The following is a 15,560-nucleotide window of genomic DNA, read 5'->3' on the forward strand; positions in this document are numbered from 1 at the left end:
TTCCCTTCTTGGATGGTCAAAAGGTCACCTTTGTCATTATACACCGAGCAGTACCATAAGTTCAGCTAAATCAGCACAAATTTCATCAGGCTTAACTCCGGTTAGCTGCTGGTAATGCTCCAGATTATCCCGGGTTGTAAGTCCCGTAAGCACCAGCACAGTCCGGCAGCCCGCATTAGCACCAGCCAAGATATCCGTTCTCATATTATCGCCCACCATCACCGCATCCTCCGGCTTGATGCCGAGCAGAGATGTCGCATACGTTACCAGATGCGTCTCGGGCTTGCCGATGACCACGGGCGCCACACCGCTGGCTGCTTCAATAGCTGCACCTATCGTACCGGCACCAGGCATCACTCCGTCATCAGAGGGAAGCATCAGGTCGGGGTTGGTCAGGACGAATCTCGCCCCTTCCCGAATCCAGCGCGAGGCGCGGGCCAGTGCTTCATATGTAAAAGAACGGTCGATCCCCTGCACGACAACCTGGGGATGCTCGGTGACCAGGGTTAACCCTGCCTCTGTGCAGGCTTCCACCAGCCCCTCTTCTCCAAGTATCGCCACGGATGCCCCCGGAGATTCTCCGGCAATGTAACGGGCGGCAGCCAGCGATGATGTGCAGACCTCCTCAGGCCTTGCTTCAATGCCCATTCCGCGTAAATGTGCAGCTACACTGGCAGGTGTTCTTGAAGAGTTGTTCGTCACATACAGGAACGGAATCTCCGCCGCACGAAGTGCCGCGATCAGCCGCTGGGCCCCGGGGATCATTCTGCCGCCATGATACAAGGTGCCATCCAGATCAATTAATAAGCCTCCGATATTGTTCATAAGTCCTCCTGTCAACTCGAGCTAAGTGATTCATCCTATTTATTATTAATCCTATGAATTATATTTCAGAGCAGCAGCGGCTTCTGCGGGAAGCGTGCTGCAAGTGGATTTATTACCCGCCTTTAGCGATTTTTAGCCGCTTTGTTTCGGCATTTTCTCTACTGCTTCGTACGCTTAATCCTCAGCTTTTACTTTAAATTTAACGTTCTTCGTCGAACGCTAGCGAACTCCTGCAGCCCCCCGCTATTTTTGGCACAGGCCTGTCATTTCCTGCGCTTTCCCGGAAAATAATTCAGTCAATAGCGTCATTTCCCGGGGTTCTCCGATAGACCGGAAAGGTGCAGAATTCCTCTGCCAGCAGTGTATTCGGGAAGATCTCCTGCGCTTCCTTCAGCAGTGGAGCGAGCTCCTCCTGCGAAGTGTAACGCGAGCTGAAGTGAGTCAGCAGCAGCTCAGCCCCGCCTGCATCCCTTGCCAGTTCCGCAGCCTGCTGTGCCGTGCTGTGATGATATTGATGAGCCATTTCCGCTAGGGTCTGGGCAAAGGTAGCCTCATGGATAATCAGATCGGCATCCTGCGCCAGCGGCAGTGAACCCGGGCAAGGCCGGGTATCTCCCAGAATCACTACGATCCGTCCGCGCTTGGGCGCATGAATCACCTCGGCCGCCCGGATCAGCACGCCATCATCGGTAGTGATATCCTCGCCTTTTTTTAACCGGCCATACAGCGGTCCCGGCTTCAGTCCATAGCTCTTGAGAAGTTCTGTATTCAGGTTACCCGGACTGTCCTTCTCCGTGACCCGGTAACCATAGCTGTCAATCCGGTGCTCCAGCAGTCCCGCTTCTACCTTGAAGGTCTCATCCTCAAAAATCAGCCCGCCGCTGTGCTCCACAATCTCCAGCTTATAAGGAATGCGGGACTGGCTGACAGACAGCGATATGTCCAGATATGCCTTGAGCCCGGGAGGTCCGTACACCGTAAGCGGTGAAGTCCCGCCCTGGTAGCCCCTGCTGGAGATAAGTCCGGGCAGGCCAAACAGATGATCACCGTGCAGGTGGGTGATAAACAGCTTCTCCAGCTTACCCAGCCGTAGCGGCGAGCGCAGAACCTGATGCTGTGTCCCTTCCCCGCAGTCGAACATCCAGAAGGTACGCCGTTCTTCAAGCAGCCGGAGCGCAACCGAGGTCACATTGCGCTGCAGCGTCGGCACCCCGGCATTCGTTCCCAAAAAATAGATTTCCATCATGCCCCTCCTCTCTCGCTTCTAAGGTCTTGATTACTTTTTGTGATCTTGCCCGTTCTTATGACAAGAATTCTACTCTGTTTTGGCTGCAAAAGCATCTTTTACAGCACCTCGAAGGTAATTCTTATACTCCAACAAAAAACCTCCCGGTAACGGGAGGTTCCGAAAAGTCAGGGCATGGCCCCTTCTGACCGGTGAGCATGCGGAAGGCTTAGAGCTTCTCCACATTGAAGTATTGCGCTTCCGGATGGGCAAAGACCATCGCCGAGACCGAAGCCTCCGGCTCCATCATGAAGCCCTCGGTAAGCTGCACGCCGATATCCTCGGGCTTCAGGAGCTTGAATAACGGCCCCTGATCCTCCAGATCCGGGCAGGCCGGGTAGCCGAAGGATACCCGAATACCCTGGTAACGTGCGCCGTGTCTTTGCTTCATGGTCATATCTGCCGGGTCCGGGAACCCCCAGGTGTCGCGCATCATATGGTGGACACGTTCAGCCAGACCTTCTGCGACCTCAAGGGCGACAGCCTGCAGAGCATGGGAACGGAGATAATCCCCCTTATCTTTAAGTACAGTCGATAATTCACGGACGCCATGGCCCGCAGTAACCACCAGGAAGCCTACATAGTCCATGACTCCGCTCTCCACTGGCTTCAGGAAGTCAGCAAGACAGAGATACGGCTCCACATTCTGGCGCGGGAAGGTGAAGGTATGCAGCACTTTAGCCTGATCCTGCGGATCATAGATCAGAATGTCATTGCCGCGTGACTGGGCCGGGAAGAACTGGTACAAAGCATGCGGCACGATCGTGCCTTCGATCATCGCTTGATGCAGAATATCGTCCACGGTCTCTTTCAATTCTACGGTACGCGGATCTCGCGCTGCCAGTTGCGCCTCTACAGAACCGCGCAGACCGAGATGATGGCCGAGCAGCATCTGCATATTCACATAAGGAATCACATGTCCCAGCGGATAATTACGCAGGACATGACGCTCCATATCCGGCGGGATGAACACTGGGGCATCACCCGAAATTTTAGAGCGGACTGCGCGCGTAAGCTCGGGAAGGGGCGCTTGCGGAGCGACAGCTACAGCAGCCTCAGCCTCCTGGCGGACCTCCTCCTCAATCTTCACCCGCTCCAGCGGGTTCATCAGCCGGTTGGCGATATCCAGACCGTCCATGGCATCCTTGGCATATAAGACGAGTCCGTCATACTCCGGACGGATTCGGGTCTTGGTGAATTTGCGGGTCAGTGCTGCACCGCCCACCATAATCGGCACATCAATACCGGCGGACCGCAGATCCTGCGCAGTCAGCACCATCTGCTGCGCCGACTTCACCAGCAGTCCCGACAAGCCGATGGCGTCGGCCTTTTCCTTGCGGAAGGCCTCAATAATATTCTCTGGCGGAACCTTGATCCCCAGATTGACGATCTCATAACCGTTGTTGGAGAGAATAATCTCGACCAGGTTTTTGCCGATATCATGCACATCACCCTTGACGGTCGCAAGCATGATTCTCCCCTTAACCGAGGTCTCATCCTTCTGCATGAACTGCTCCAGATGGTTCACTGAGGCCTTCATAACCTCCGCACTCTGCAGCACCTCGGCCACGATTAATTCATTGTTATTGAACAGCCGTCCGACCTCAGACATCCCTGCCATCAGCGGTCCATTAATGATCTCCAGCGGAGCGGAGGTCTTCAGCGCTTCATCCAGATCCGGGATCAGCCCCTCCTTGGTGCCTTCTACCACATAGGAAGCTAGGCGCTCCTCCAGGGAGAGATTGGAGATCTTCTCCTTCTTCTCCACCTTTTTGCCGCGAAAAGCTGCTACGAACGCAGACAAGGTGTCATCATTCGTATTATAGATCAGCTCTTCAGCGAGCTTGCGCTCCTCTTCAGGGATCGATGCGTACCGCTCCACCTTCTCGGTGTTCACAATGGCATAATCCAGACCGGCCTTGGTGCACTCGTACAGGAATACCGAGTTCAACACCTCACGGCCGGATTCAGGCAGACCGAAGGAGACATTGCTGATGCCAAGAATTGTATGAACAGCAGGCATAGCCTCCTTGATCAGACGGATGCCGTCAATCGTCTCCTTCGCGGAGCCGATATACTGCTCATCCCCGGTACCTACAGGGAACACCAGGGTATCGAAGATCAGATCCTCGGGAGCCAGACCGTATTTGTTGACCAGCAGATCATAGGAACGTCTGGCAACCTCGAGCTTGTCCTTTGCCAGGATAGCCTGACCAGTCTCGTCGATAGTTCCTACAACAATCGCTGCTCCGTATTTATGAATAAGAGGTGTGACATGCTCGAACTTCTCTTCACCATCTTCAAGGTTAATGGAGTTAATGATCGCTTTGCCCTGACAATACTGCAAGGCCAGATCAATGACCTTCGGGTCCGTCGTATCGATCATTAACGGCACCTTGACCTTCTTCACCACCAGCTCCAGGAACCGCATGATGTCTTCCGTCTCATCCCGGTCCGGGTCCTGGACACAGACATCAATGACCTGTGCACCGCTCTTTACCTGGGCCCGGGCAATCTCCGAAGCTTCCTCGTATTTCCCCTCGACGATTAGACGCTTGAACTTCCGGGAACCGAGGACATTGGTCCGTTCACCGACCATATACGGACGGTTCTCACTCTCCACATACACAGGCTCAATCCCCGACAAGGCCGGAGGATGCTGGCCGTCAAGCTTACGCGGCGGGTAAGCCGCCATGACTTCAGCCATCGCACGGATATGATCCGGAGTGGTTCCGCAGCAGCCACCGGCAATGTTCAGCCAGCCCTTCTCCGCGAAGCCGCCCAGCTTACGGGCCAGGGAATCCGGGGATTCATGATAATTCCCGTTCTCATCCGGCAGACCCGCATTCGGGTAACAGCTGACAGCTGCTGAAGAGATCGCTGACAGCGAACGGATATGATCCCGCATGAATTCCGGTCCGGTAGCACAGTTCAGTCCGATGGACACCGGCTTCAGATGCTCCAGTGAAATATAGAAGGCTTCGATATTCTGTCCGGCCAGCGTGGTTCCCATAGGTTCAATGGTTCCCGAGATCATCACCGGCAGCGTAATTCCGCTCTTCTCGAAGGCGTTACGGATACCAATGCTTCCAGCCTTCACGTTCAGGGTGTCCTGGGATGTCTCCAGGAGCAGTGCATCCACCTTACCGTCGATCAGCGCAACCGCCTGTTCTTCATAGCTGTCTACAAGCTCCTTGAACGTGACTCCCCCGGTGACAGAGAGCGTTTTCGTGGTTGGTCCCATAGCTCCTACAACATAACGCGGGCGCTGCGGTGTATCATATTTATCTGCGGCATTACGTGCAAGTCTGGCGGCCGCAAGGTTAATCTCCCGGGCACGGTCCTGAATATCATATTCAGCAAGCACCACTGAGGTGGCACCGAAGGTATTTGTCTCGATCAGATCCGCACCGGCCTCCAGGTATTTCTCATGAATGTCCTGAATAACCTCCGGACGGGTCAGCACCAGCATTTCATTACAGCCATCCAGGTCATCCCCGCCGAAATCCTCGCCGGTAAGCGGCACCTGTTGAATCATGGTACCCATAGCTCCATCCAGTATCAATATGCGCTGCTGCAAGCTCTCAGCAAGTGTGTATTTGGCCACTTTCCATCCCCCCAGTGAAACATTAGAGTAATTTTAGCAGAATAAAGGGATTTCGGAAAGCCTTCCTTTCCACCCTGCATTATTTGTATTTCCATTGATTTCATTTCTATTACGGCGCTACCATAAGTTTCTTGCTTGGCATGGAATGCTGCGTCCGGGCAGTCACATGTGAAGTGACACTGAATTCGCCCGCCTCTTCAAAGGTATGTTCCGCGACATAAGCCCCTTCTCCGTCACTTTCACCCTTGATTTCAACCTTCTTGGTCTTATCCGCGGCCTCATTGACCTCAAACATAACTTCTCTAGCATCATCTACCGGTTCACCGTCCTGTGTCACGACAGCCTTGAAGCTAACTGCCGTACCTGCGGTTACTTCCTCCGGGTTCCAGCTCAGCTCCACCTTAATCGGTGACATGGAGGAGTTGGCCGCAGCATGCATCTGCATCTGCATCTCGTCTTCCTTATTCCCCGAGCATCCTGCTAGCGTCATCCCCATCACAATGCACATCAGTCCCCTGCGTATCCTTGGCTTCATCATCTGAAGTCCTCCCGGTTCATAGGTAGATTCTTCTTCATCCATGAAACATATCATTTTTATATTACAATGAAAGTCAGATCGCTACTCTCCTTATTATACACATTTTATTCAATTTGCCTTAAAGAAGCTGCATGATTCACTCGTGAATATGAGAATAGTCATATCTTTGATTCAAGTGTTTGTATTGGGATTGCCGTGACTCCAAAGAATGTTTGGCCCTCCGGCCGCTGTTGTTCCCAGATTTCTTGAATTAAACCGCTGCTAGCAGTTGAAATCGGGTAACAGCTGATGCTTACGACGCGAGCTTTCCTTCGGAAAGCTTTCAGGCGGACGCTAACGCTCCTTCAGTTCCAAATTTCTCCTCCGCCACTTTTCCCTATACAGTATAATTTCAAGTTCAAACAATATAGCAGATATAAAAAAGCCAATATCCACATAAATAGGATACTGGCTTCATGGAATTCAATTTACAGGGAGACTACCAGCGGCAGAAGCTCTGAGAGATGGCTGATCTGATAATCCGGCGTAATCTCCGGGTCCGAAGCTTTCCTATTTCGGTTGATCCAGACTGTGGTCAGTCCGGCGGATAAGCCGCCTAGAATATCTGTCGTAAGCTTATCACCCACCATTATACCTTGCTCTGGAGCAATATCCAGCAGTCCGAGCGCATGCTCGAAGATTCCCTTGTCCGGCTTGCCTTTGCCGAAGCTTCCCGAAATCACAATATGGTCAAAATACGGGGTAAGCTCCGGTACACCATCCAGCTTCTCCTGCTGAAGTGCCGGGCAGCCGTTCGTCAGCAGCAGCAGCTTCACCTTGCCGCGCAGCTCGTCCAGCACCTGAAGCGTCTCTTCATAGATATAGGGACGGCTGCGGCGCTCAGCGGCGAACTTATCGGCCAGTTGTGCAGCCAGCGCTTCATCCTCTACTCCGAGTGAGGCGAGGCCGCGGCGCCAGGATTCCTTACGGTAGACGGGGGCAAGCTGCTCCAGTTGACGGAACTCCGGCTGTTCACCGGCAGTGAAGTTCGCCCATAGCGCTTCAAACGGGTTAATACCGATCAGCTTGGTGAACGGATATGTCTCATAGGATTCATAGAGGGCACGGGCTTCTCTGCGTACAGCAGCTTCCAGCTCCTGTGGATCAACGGAATCTCCAGCAGCCTCACAAGCATAGCGGAAGGCTTCTTCCACGCTGCGGTCATCCCACAGCAGGGTATCGTCAAGGTCAAATAGTACGGCGGTAATCGGCATTTCTTCTCCCACTCCCTATATGCTGGTCTGTCTTCCTATTCGTGCACTAGTTCAATATTGTTGTTCTTCGCGAACTGTTCCAGACGTTCCCCCATCGCAGCGGTGTCATAACGGTTAATCAGCTTGGAGAAAATCCACTGCTTGCGCTTACCCTTATACTTAATGGTTACTACACTGCGTGATAAAGTGATCTTCTCAATATCCGCCGCAGCGAGGAAGCGTTCGCGGTTGTATTTAATAGTAGAGATACGCGCACGCTCAACCTTAAGGAACGGACGGCGGAAGAACAGCAGCGCAGCAAGCAGGAAGTACAGCACCACACCCAGCCAGTTGGCCAGAATCCCGCTTCCTTTGGCCTCGTCAATTGAGCCTACCACCCAGAACATGATGCCAAGCAGCATCAGTACAACGGGGAATACAATATTCCGGCCTTTGAAAATATCAATGCTTTTCGCGGCAGTCTTAGTGCTGGAAGTGTAAATGGAATCCTTCCCCTGCTTCTTTCTTTGCTGGTTAATTTGCTTGGTATTGCGTTGAACCATTCTTTCCCAAGAACGGGCCATGTAAGTTCCCCCTAGTCATCCTGTATTATCTATGAAAAGGCAACAGGCTAATGCTTAAGTCCGTTATTGCCCTCTTCATGCTCCGGATTGTCCACAATTTCGATAGTATCAAGCTGGGCCCGAAAGTTAGTGCGGATATTCCCCAGGTAAATCTCGCGGAGCTTGGCACGTTCAGCCAGTTCCTCTTCATTCAGGCCGCCGTTCTTAGCTTTGCGTGCCAATTCATTGATGCGTGCGACCAATTCGTCAATATTCAATACGTTTCCCTCCCTCTAAATTCATTTTAACTTTGCCATGAGAAAAAGAGCTTGTCAAGGTCTACCCCCTGAAAGCTCTCCGAGTCGATCATTAGTCTGACACAATCCTTCAGTATAAAGGTAAAGTCAGAATATCTCCGGCCTTAATGACACTGTTCTCCAAATGATTCGTCTTCATTATTCCTTCTATATATACGGCTGTCCTCATGTCCTCAGGCTTGTTACTTAACGCAATGCTCCATAAGGTATCACCGCGTTCGACTACGATCCGCTTATCCGGCTTCAGTGAAGAGACCGAACCGGCAAAAACATTCCCCACCACAGTGAATCCCGAAATAACAAGCATCAGCACCAAAACCATCTTCATCAGGCTGACCTGACGGAATAGTGATGATAGCGCAGTGAGACTATGAAGAATCGCATCCTTGACCTTGGTTACATTACTATGAGCAGTTGGATTACCGGGAGCGGACACCTTGATATCCTCATTATTGTAGATGCTGTTGTATGTACTATACTTTAACATGATCATCATCCTCCAAACACATGTTCTTGCTTTCGAAAATAATATAACACGAACATGTGTTTCGATCAATAGTTTTTTCGGAACGTCTGTTCTCTTTATTTGCGTTCTCTTTTTTTCCTCATTTTAGAACTTATGTTTGTACGAACGGAAGTTCTATGTTATAATTTTCCCAAACATAGTATATGGGGTTGATACCGATGTCAAAGATTTCTAGTCGTCAGCTGGCGATCCTGGAATTTATACGTAATGAAGTCCGCAGCAAGGGTTATCCTCCGTCCGTCCGCGAGATTGGCGAGGCTGTCGGCCTGGCCTCCAGCTCTACCGTGCATGGTCACTTGGACCGGCTTGAGAAGAAGGGCCTGATCCGCCGTGACCCTACGAAGCCGCGTGCGATTGAATTGCTCGGCCAGGAAGATTCAGAGAATGTGCATCAATTCGTCCAGACCGTTACCCGCATCCCGGTAGTGGGTAAGGTTACAGCTGGTGTTCCTATTACAGCTACAGAGAATATTGAGGATTACTTCCCGTTACCTGCTCATTATGTAGGCGATAACAAGGTATTTATGCTATCTGTCCTTGGTGACAGTATGGTGGATGCCGGAATTATGAACGGGGATTATGTCATCGTACGCCAGCAGCAGACTGCCGACAATGGCGATATTGTTGTAGCGATGACCGAAGAAGATGAAGCAACTGTCAAGACCTTCTACAAGGAACGGGATCATATCAGGCTGCAGCCGGAGAATCCGGCATACGAGCCTCTCCGCCTTAACCGGGTTACGATTTTGGGACGGGTCATCGGATTATTCCGCGATATCCACTAATCTACTCCCCGCTTAAGAACAGGCTGCTCCGCACCATGCGAAGCAGCCTGTTTTCTGTTCATTTCACTTCTTAAAGTGGCCAAAAAGCCGAATGCAAACATTTGTTCTCATTAAGCTTTTTGACCACTTTTTCTGAGAACCGCTGCATAGCTCCGCACATATCCTGTTACAAAGGAGTGCTGATCTGTATGCCCAATTACCGAATTATCGTCGATCTGTCACAGCGCATGCTGTACCTGCTGGATAATGACGTCGTCACCAGAGGCTTCCCTGTCGGCATCGGCAAAATGTTAACCGTCTCGCCTGTTGGCGAATACACCATCATTAACAAGCAGCCCAATCCGGGTGGCCCGTTCGGAGCCTTCTGGATGGGTCTATCCAAGCCGCATTATGGCATCCATGGAACCAATAACCCTGCTTCCATCGGCCACATGGTCTCCCATGGCTGTATCCGCATGTATAACGCAGATGTTCTCACCCTGGCTGCCCTCGTTCCCATAGGTACTCGTGTCACCATCAGGGAATAGGAACTCACAAAAACCCTTGAGACGCCAGATTGCGCCCCAAGGGTTCCAGTGATTCAAATGAATTAGAGCGGATACAGACTACAGCACACTTCTCAACAGACGGATAGCCACCGTATTCAAACGGATAGCCTCGCGGATCGATTCTCTGGCTGCCAGCAGCTCTCTTCTGGCCCGCGAACCTCTAGGCACTCTGCGCAGATTCTCATTGATTTCTTCCAGTCTCTCCAGCAGGACAGCCCGCTGTGTCAGCAGGACATTAATGGCTCTGCGAATCCGGTTACGTTCTCTTTGGCTCATCTTTACACCTCTTTTACACTTGGATAGTATAAGAGATGCCAAGAAGGACTCCAAAGCTTGTGTGATTCGGCAGTAATGTTAGAGCAGCAAGCAGCGGACAGGTAATCTGCTTACTTTTTGTTCAACCGTACCCGGAATTCAAATTCATCGCGTCTATAAGTCATTCCGGCCAGCACTATGTACTCCGGTGTCCATTTCTGTACAGGTCCGGCATAATCAGCAATCACATGCGGTTTGCCATCAACCAGCTGAACGACGTAGACCTGTACCTGTGCCAGTGCGGCAGCGAATAGATCAGCATCACTGGACAGTACTTTATAAGCCGTATTCAACTTCGTTCCTCCTTGTTCCACAACCATGATAAAAGATTCCGACAACCATCTATTTAATTATACCGGGTCATGGAACAATATGTAAACCATATTTACAGCTTGATAAAAAGGATTTTAAACAATCCAATATACTTCTTAGTAGCCCCGCCATCCCTGGTAAAAAAATTGGTATTTTTAAGGTCTGGTACGCTAAATACTGAGAACAAAATGTAGTTATCCCGCTCGGTCAAAGACTCAATTACAGGCTGAGCCACCAGCTTGCTAATTCCGTCGCCTATTTCCTGATCTAGCGTATTCTCCAGATTCTTTACAGAATATTCACTGAAGGCTTCCTTCCCCGGATTCGTAACAGCCATCACAATCAGAACAAGAATAAGGACCAGTAATGATTTACCGCCCGATCTCCTACGGACTCTGCGTGCAGGACTTGGGATATCATAACGCGAATTCATTCTTTTCCCCCTCAACTACAAAATATACAGTATCTCTTGCAACAAGAACCCCAGCGGATTCACAAACATCCGGTACACGAACAGCATCCCGCCTGCAATTCCACTGCCCCCGACATCAACGCTACTCCAATCCCATACCGGCAGAGGCGGCGCATCCAGCCCATATTGCTCCATAAGCCTCTCTTGGGTCTCCGCTGGCACAGCCGCTCCTTCCGCTCCAGCCACCTGACCCATCAACGCCAGCACCAGCAACAGCGAAAGCATAATCTTATATGTATTCTTCATCATCCACTCCCATGTCTGCCACTAGAATTCTCTTCTGGTTAAGTATATAGGAGATGGAATAGTATGTAAAATGAAGTGGATTGATCTGGAATTGTAATTCCTTTATATTATGATGTAAAGGCTTTGTTTAGTCTTCATTTTCAGTCTCTCCCCCACACTTTAATATTGGGAGAGTTTTATTTAGGAGGTAAATGTATGAATGGAAACAAAGTTATCCTCATTCTTCTGTCCATATCCATCATCGGTATACTCCTTTACTTCGGATTAGCTTATGGATTGCTATGGTATGCCTTCCGGTCCTCGGTTTCCATTGAAGAATAATCTAAGAACTACACCATCTAACCAATATTATCATGTTAAGATTACTTATAATCAAAAAGCACCTCCAAAATATATATTTCATGAGATAAACTTATAGAATCGTGATATTATTTGGAGGTGTACTAATGCTAAATGTAGATTATACAAACTATTATTGGCAAGATGATGAAATTAGATTGCGTTCAATAGAGGCTGAGGATTGGGAAAATATATATTTATCTGCATTCGATACCCCTGCCCGTCGTTTTCTGGAATGTACTATTGAATTGCCGCCCACAAGCTCGGTTGCGAAGAAATTCGTTGAAGAGAATGTTGAATTTACATCCACTAATGGCCGAATCATGTTTACTATTGAAAATATGAACGGTGACACGGTAGGTGGTATTAATTTAAACAGTATTGACGAGAGGAATGGTACGTTCAGCATAGGTATTGTAATTGATCATCCCTATCGAGGGAAGGGTTACGGTACCAGGGCAGTGCACATGCTCTTAAAATATGCATTTTTCGAGCGCAGACTTAATAAATTTAATGATTATGTTCTGGAGGGAAATGAAGCATCGGCTGCTATGCTTAGAAAAGTAGGATGCGTTCAAGAAGGAGTCCGACGTCAAATCTTCTATATCAATGGTAAATATCATGATTCTATGTTGTTTGGTTTAACAAAGAATGAATATAGGGATCTTCATCATAAGGATCATCACAATAAATAATCATGCATTAACCTAATCAGAGACGTTCAGTTCAATAAACCAACAGCAGTCCGGGATTTATTTCTCGGTAAAAGAAAGCTGTTGGTTTTTATATTAGAGTTTATTGAGGTGAGCATTGTGAAGAAATATAACAGATCTGAAAAAGTCATTATTGGTGTGCTCCTTGGTATGACTGCTGTGCTAGCTTTAGGAAGCCTACTTTTTTGGTATGTCTTTACCACAATCTAACTAACCCTTCGCGGCCGACACGCAAGAGCACTTATCCACGTTCAGATATAAACCATACTCTCTAAAAAAACAAAAAAAGCCCCCGGCGCGTATAGCGCCAGGGGCTGCTGTATCCTAGTAAAGCGTCATGTACTGATCTCTTTCCCACTCGTGGACCTGGGTACGGTAGATATCCCATTCGATTTCCTTCAGCTCGTAGAAGTGGGCCAGGGCATGTTCGCCGAGGGCTTCTGTGATCACGTGGCTGCGGATCATTTCGTTCAGAGCTTCCTTCAGATCGGATGGCAGGCTTGGAATGCCTTCTTCAATCCGCTCTTCTTCGGACATGACATAGATGTTACGGTCAATTGGAGCCGGAAGATCCAGCTTACGCTTGATTCCATCAAGACCTGCCTTCAACATTACAGCCAGTGCAAGGTACGGGTTAGCCGCCGGGTCCGGATTACGAACCTCAACGCGTGTGCTAAGCCCTCTCGAAGCCGGAATACGGATCATCGGGCTGCGATTGCTTGCAGACCATGCAACGTAGCAAGGTGCTTCATAACCAGGAACCAGACGTTTGTAGGAGTTGACCGTCGGGTTAGTGATTGCAGCAAATGCACGTGCGTGCTTCAGAATCCCTGCCATGTAATAACGGGCTGTCTTGCTAAGACCCAGCTTATCGCTCTCATCGTAGAACATATTCTCGCTGCCATTGAACAGGGATTGGTGGGCATGCATCCCCGATCCGTTCATACCGAACAAAGGCTTAGGCATAAAGGTTGCATGCAGGCCGTGATGACGGGCTATCGTCTTCACGACAAGCTTGAAGGTCTGAATCTGATCCGCTGCCTTGATGGCATCGGCGTATTTGAAGTCAATCTCATGCTGGCCGGAAGCCACTTCATGGTGGGAAGCCTCAACCTCAAAACCCATTTCCTCCAGTGTCAATACGATCTCACGACGGCAGTTCTCCCCAAGATCCATCGGCGCCAAATCGAAATATCCACCCTGGTCATTCAGCTCAGTGGTCGGATTGCCCTTCTCATCAGTTCTAAACAGGAAGAATTCCGGCTCAGGTCCAACGTTCATAGCAGTGAAGCCCATTTCTTCCGCTTCCTGCAGACAACGTTTGAGGATACCGCGCGGATCTCCGGCAAACGGTGTTCCGTCCGGCATGTACACATCACAAATCAAACGTGCCACACGGCTGTCTGTCACCCAAGGGAAGATTACCCAAGTGCTCAGGTCCGGATACAGATACATGTCGGATTCTTCAATCCGCACATAACCTTCGATGGAAGAACCATCGAACATCATTTTATTGTCGAGTGCTTTTTCAAGCTGGCTTACTGGAATCTCTACATTCTTGATCGTTCCCAGCAAATCGGTGAATTGCAGGCGAATAAACCGGACGTTCTCGTCCTTGGAAATGCGCAGAATATCCTCTTTAGTAAAGCTCACGTTACCCTCTCCCTTTCAACTGCTCTATATTATTTATTAAAAAACCGGGATAGCTCACCTTGGATTAGAGACACTTGTCCCGGTCTTTTACCGGAAACCAGCTCCTGCTTCAGCAGACGGTGAAGCTGCGAATCAGACAACTCTCTACGTCTCACCTCTGTATCAGGGGTAATAACCGTAGCTTCTTCAGATTCCTTCGAGACAGGGTTCATCACCTGCTTGATGCCGGCAATATTAACACCCTTCTCAATCAACGCCTTAATCTCAAGCAGACGTTCCACATCATTAAAGGAGAACAAACGCTGGTTGCCGGAGGTACGCGCAGGTACGATCAGGCTGTGCTGCTCATAATAACGAATTTGTCTGGCGGATAGATCAGTTAACTTCATTACGATTCCAATAGGAAATAATGCCATATTTCTGCGGATTTCATCACCCATGACTCATCCAACCTTCCAATGATCTTTTTCTCATCTCATTGTACATTTCCTTATATGGCGTGTCAATGGTATGTGAGTTTTTCTCACAAGATTTCTTTCACCTATTGTGAGATTAAGAGATCAAACTGTCAGATGCATGGGATTTGGTTTCCCGAAGTATACCACATAGAGCAATCCACACGCAAAATCACAGGCTGCTGCGAAAGCTGCGGCAAGCCAGTATTCGACTTTACAACTCCGGTGTCCCGCTTCATGTCATGTTATGCTTCAATGATCCATTCCCCTTCGCCCGTTGGCGTCTCAAATCCGTTCAGGAAACGGGTCAGAATCTCCCCGGTAATGGTGAATGCCGCATTGGCGTCAAACCGCGCGCTGCGGATGCGGAGCCTCCGGCGCAGCTCTACCGGCTCTACCTTCAGGTGAACCAAGACCCACTGTCCTCCGTGCTGCTCGATCAGCTCTTTGTATTCGTCACGTCTTCGCTTCTGCCAGAAGCTGAAATCAACCACGACATGGCGCTTTCCGGCAAGCAGCTCTATTAGCTCCTTACGCAGCTTGCGCTCCGACTGTTCCTTGAAGGATTCATAAGCCTCTTCCGGGTAATCAAGGCCATAACGGCCATGGGTACTCCAGATATCCTCATCGATGGACAGCCGGGCGAATCCCTCCTGCTCCAGCTTGAGCGCAAAGGTCGTCTTGCCCGATCCCGCTACTCCACACATCATTACAGCGACGGCAGCTTCATTCTCCTGCTTTCTCTGCAGCAAGCTTTCAATAGCTGTTGCTTCCTCCAAAGTCCGCCCTCCTCTCCAAGCCTGATATATGAACATAACGGTTTCTATGT

General features: G+C 49.8%; 19 protein-coding genes. 4 read left to right on the forward strand and 15 right to left on the reverse strand.

Annotation, left to right across the window (positions count from 1 at the left end; translation table 11 throughout):
* Window positions 1-36 precede the first annotated feature (36 nt).
* The 8 genes from C162_RS15860 to C162_RS15895 all read right to left on the reverse strand — a co-directional run bounded on the left by C162_RS15860 (window position 37) and on the right by C162_RS15895 (window position 8,854).
* Entirely contained in the window at window positions 37-825 is a 789-nt protein-coding gene (locus C162_RS15860; protein ID WP_036695460.1) for a TIGR01457 family HAD-type hydrolase, read from the reverse strand.
* Window positions 826-1,117: 292 nt separating this feature from the next.
* Window positions 1,118-2,068 (reverse strand): ribonuclease Z, encoded by a 951-nt coding sequence (gene rnz / locus C162_RS15865; protein WP_036695461.1) that lies wholly within the window; start codon window positions 2,066-2,068, stop codon window positions 1,118-1,120.
* A 211-nt stretch (window positions 2,069-2,279) separates the two neighbouring features.
* A complete protein-coding gene (gene metH / locus C162_RS15870) occupies window positions 2,280-5,657 on the reverse strand; it encodes a methionine synthase (RefSeq protein WP_442792443.1) in 3,378 nt (1,125 codons plus the stop codon).
* A 169-nt stretch (window positions 5,658-5,826) separates the two neighbouring features.
* Entirely contained in the window at window positions 5,827-6,255 is a 429-nt protein-coding gene (locus tag C162_RS15875; RefSeq protein ID WP_036695512.1) for a FixH family protein, read from the reverse strand.
* 467 nt (window positions 6,256-6,722) lie between these two features.
* On the reverse strand, window positions 6,723-7,508 hold the full coding sequence (locus tag C162_RS15880) for an HAD family hydrolase (RefSeq protein WP_036695463.1): 786 nt from the start codon (window positions 7,506-7,508) through the stop codon (window positions 6,723-6,725).
* Between the two features lie 35 nt (window positions 7,509-7,543).
* On the reverse strand, window positions 7,544-8,071 hold the full coding sequence (locus tag C162_RS15885) for a hypothetical protein (protein ID WP_036695464.1): 528 nt from the start codon (window positions 8,069-8,071) through the stop codon (window positions 7,544-7,546).
* A 47-nt stretch (window positions 8,072-8,118) separates the two neighbouring features.
* A complete protein-coding gene (locus C162_RS15890; protein WP_036695465.1) occupies window positions 8,119-8,328 on the reverse strand; it encodes a DUF896 domain-containing protein in 210 nt (69 codons plus the stop codon).
* Window positions 8,329-8,437: 109 nt separating this feature from the next.
* Window positions 8,438-8,854 (reverse strand): LysM peptidoglycan-binding domain-containing protein, encoded by a 417-nt coding sequence (locus C162_RS15895; protein ID WP_051493562.1) that lies wholly within the window; start codon window positions 8,852-8,854, stop codon window positions 8,438-8,440.
* A gap of 197 nt (window positions 8,855-9,051) precedes the next feature.
* Between C162_RS15895 and lexA the strand changes: the two genes are divergently transcribed.
* Both lexA and C162_RS15905 read left to right on the forward strand, forming a co-directional pair.
* Window positions 9,052-9,678, forward strand: coding sequence for a transcriptional repressor LexA (gene lexA, locus C162_RS15900; protein WP_036695466.1), 627 nt, complete (start codon window positions 9,052-9,054; stop codon window positions 9,676-9,678).
* Between the two features lie 188 nt (window positions 9,679-9,866).
* The gene (locus C162_RS15905; RefSeq protein WP_036695467.1) at window positions 9,867-10,205 is read left to right on the forward strand and encodes a L,D-transpeptidase; all 339 of its coding nucleotides are present in this window, start codon (window positions 9,867-9,869) and stop codon (window positions 10,203-10,205) included.
* A 78-nt stretch (window positions 10,206-10,283) separates the two neighbouring features.
* On the opposite strand, the gene C162_RS15910 is transcribed toward C162_RS15905, so the two are convergent.
* The 4 genes from C162_RS15910 to C162_RS15925 form a co-directional block, all read right to left on the reverse strand.
* Entirely contained in the window at window positions 10,284-10,502 is a 219-nt protein-coding gene (locus C162_RS15910) for a hypothetical protein (RefSeq protein ID WP_036695468.1), read from the reverse strand.
* Between the two features lie 110 nt (window positions 10,503-10,612).
* Complete coding sequence (locus tag C162_RS15915) at window positions 10,613-10,834, reverse strand: hypothetical protein (protein WP_036695469.1); 222 nt, start codon at window positions 10,832-10,834, stop codon at window positions 10,613-10,615.
* 92 nt (window positions 10,835-10,926) lie between these two features.
* On the reverse strand, window positions 10,927-11,286 hold the full coding sequence (locus tag C162_RS15920) for a hypothetical protein (RefSeq protein WP_036695470.1): 360 nt from the start codon (window positions 11,284-11,286) through the stop codon (window positions 10,927-10,929).
* 15 nt (window positions 11,287-11,301) lie between these two features.
* On the reverse strand, window positions 11,302-11,574 hold the full coding sequence (locus tag C162_RS15925; RefSeq protein ID WP_162174465.1) for a hypothetical protein: 273 nt from the start codon (window positions 11,572-11,574) through the stop codon (window positions 11,302-11,304).
* Between the two features lie 192 nt (window positions 11,575-11,766).
* Here C162_RS15925 and C162_RS37335 point away from each other — a divergent pair, with 192 nt between their 5' ends.
* Window positions 11,767-11,892, forward strand: a complete 126-nt coding sequence (locus C162_RS37335) for a hypothetical protein (RefSeq protein ID WP_268748801.1) — start codon at window positions 11,767-11,769, stop codon at window positions 11,890-11,892.
* A gap of 125 nt (window positions 11,893-12,017) precedes the next feature.
* Window positions 12,018-12,605, forward strand: a complete 588-nt coding sequence (locus C162_RS15930) for a GNAT family N-acetyltransferase (RefSeq protein WP_036695472.1) — start codon at window positions 12,018-12,020, stop codon at window positions 12,603-12,605.
* Window positions 12,606-12,947: 342 nt separating this feature from the next.
* Here C162_RS15930 and glnA read toward each other — a convergent pair whose 3' ends face one another.
* From glnA to C162_RS15945, 3 genes are all read right to left on the reverse strand, one after another.
* Window positions 12,948-14,276 (reverse strand): type I glutamate--ammonia ligase, encoded by a 1,329-nt coding sequence (gene glnA, locus C162_RS15935; RefSeq protein WP_036695473.1) that lies wholly within the window; start codon window positions 14,274-14,276, stop codon window positions 12,948-12,950.
* Between the two features lie 29 nt (window positions 14,277-14,305).
* On the reverse strand, window positions 14,306-14,716 hold the full coding sequence (locus C162_RS15940) for a MerR family transcriptional regulator (protein ID WP_019910684.1): 411 nt from the start codon (window positions 14,714-14,716) through the stop codon (window positions 14,306-14,308).
* Window positions 14,717-14,976: 260 nt separating this feature from the next.
* Complete coding sequence (locus tag C162_RS15945; protein ID WP_305954386.1) at window positions 14,977-15,510, reverse strand: AAA family ATPase; 534 nt, start codon at window positions 15,508-15,510, stop codon at window positions 14,977-14,979.
* Window positions 15,511-15,560 lie beyond the last annotated feature (50 nt).

This window comes from Paenibacillus sp. FSL R7-269, assembly GCF_000517865.1.
GTDB lineage: Bacteria > Bacillota > Bacilli > Paenibacillales > Paenibacillaceae > Paenibacillus_AQ.

Bases quoted from the DNA above. Each gene is read 5' to 3' on its own strand.
- C162_RS37335 (WP_268748801.1), top strand. From the start codon at position 11,767: ATGAATGGAAACAAAGTTATCCTCATTCTTCTGTCCATATCCATCATC.
- C162_RS15880 (WP_036695463.1), bottom strand. From the start codon at position 7,508: ATGCCGATTACCGCCGTACTATTTGACCTTGACGATACCCTGCTGTGG.
- C162_RS15860 (WP_036695460.1), bottom strand. From the start codon at position 825: ATGAACAATATCGGAGGCTTATTAATTGATCTGGATGGCACCTTGTAT.
- C162_RS15875 (WP_036695512.1), bottom strand. From the start codon at position 6,255: ATGATGAAGCCAAGGATACGCAGGGGACTGATGTGCATTGTGATGGGG.
- C162_RS15910 (WP_036695468.1), bottom strand. From the start codon at position 10,502: ATGAGCCAAAGAGAACGTAACCGGATTCGCAGAGCCATTAATGTCCTG.
- metH (WP_442792443.1), bottom strand. From the start codon at position 5,657: ATGGGTACCATGATTCAACAGGTGCCGCTTACCGGCGAGGATTTCGGC.
- lexA (WP_036695466.1), top strand. From the start codon at position 9,052: ATGTCAAAGATTTCTAGTCGTCAGCTGGCGATCCTGGAATTTATACGT.
- C162_RS15885 (WP_036695464.1), bottom strand. From the start codon at position 8,071: ATGGCCCGTTCTTGGGAAAGAATGGTTCAACGCAATACCAAGCAAATT.
- C162_RS15930 (WP_036695472.1), top strand. From the start codon at position 12,018: ATGCTAAATGTAGATTATACAAACTATTATTGGCAAGATGATGAAATT.
- C162_RS15920 (WP_036695470.1), bottom strand. From the start codon at position 11,286: ATGAATTCGCGTTATGATATCCCAAGTCCTGCACGCAGAGTCCGTAGG.
- C162_RS15905 (WP_036695467.1), top strand. From the start codon at position 9,867: ATGCCCAATTACCGAATTATCGTCGATCTGTCACAGCGCATGCTGTAC.
- C162_RS15895 (WP_051493562.1), bottom strand. From the start codon at position 8,854: ATGTTAAAGTATAGTACATACAACAGCATCTACAATAATGAGGATATC.
- C162_RS15940 (WP_019910684.1), bottom strand. From the start codon at position 14,716: ATGGGTGATGAAATCCGCAGAAATATGGCATTATTTCCTATTGGAATC.
- C162_RS15925 (WP_162174465.1), bottom strand. From the start codon at position 11,574: ATGATGAAGAATACATATAAGATTATGCTTTCGCTGTTGCTGGTGCTG.
- rnz (WP_036695461.1), bottom strand. From the start codon at position 2,068: ATGGAAATCTATTTTTTGGGAACGAATGCCGGGGTGCCGACGCTGCAG.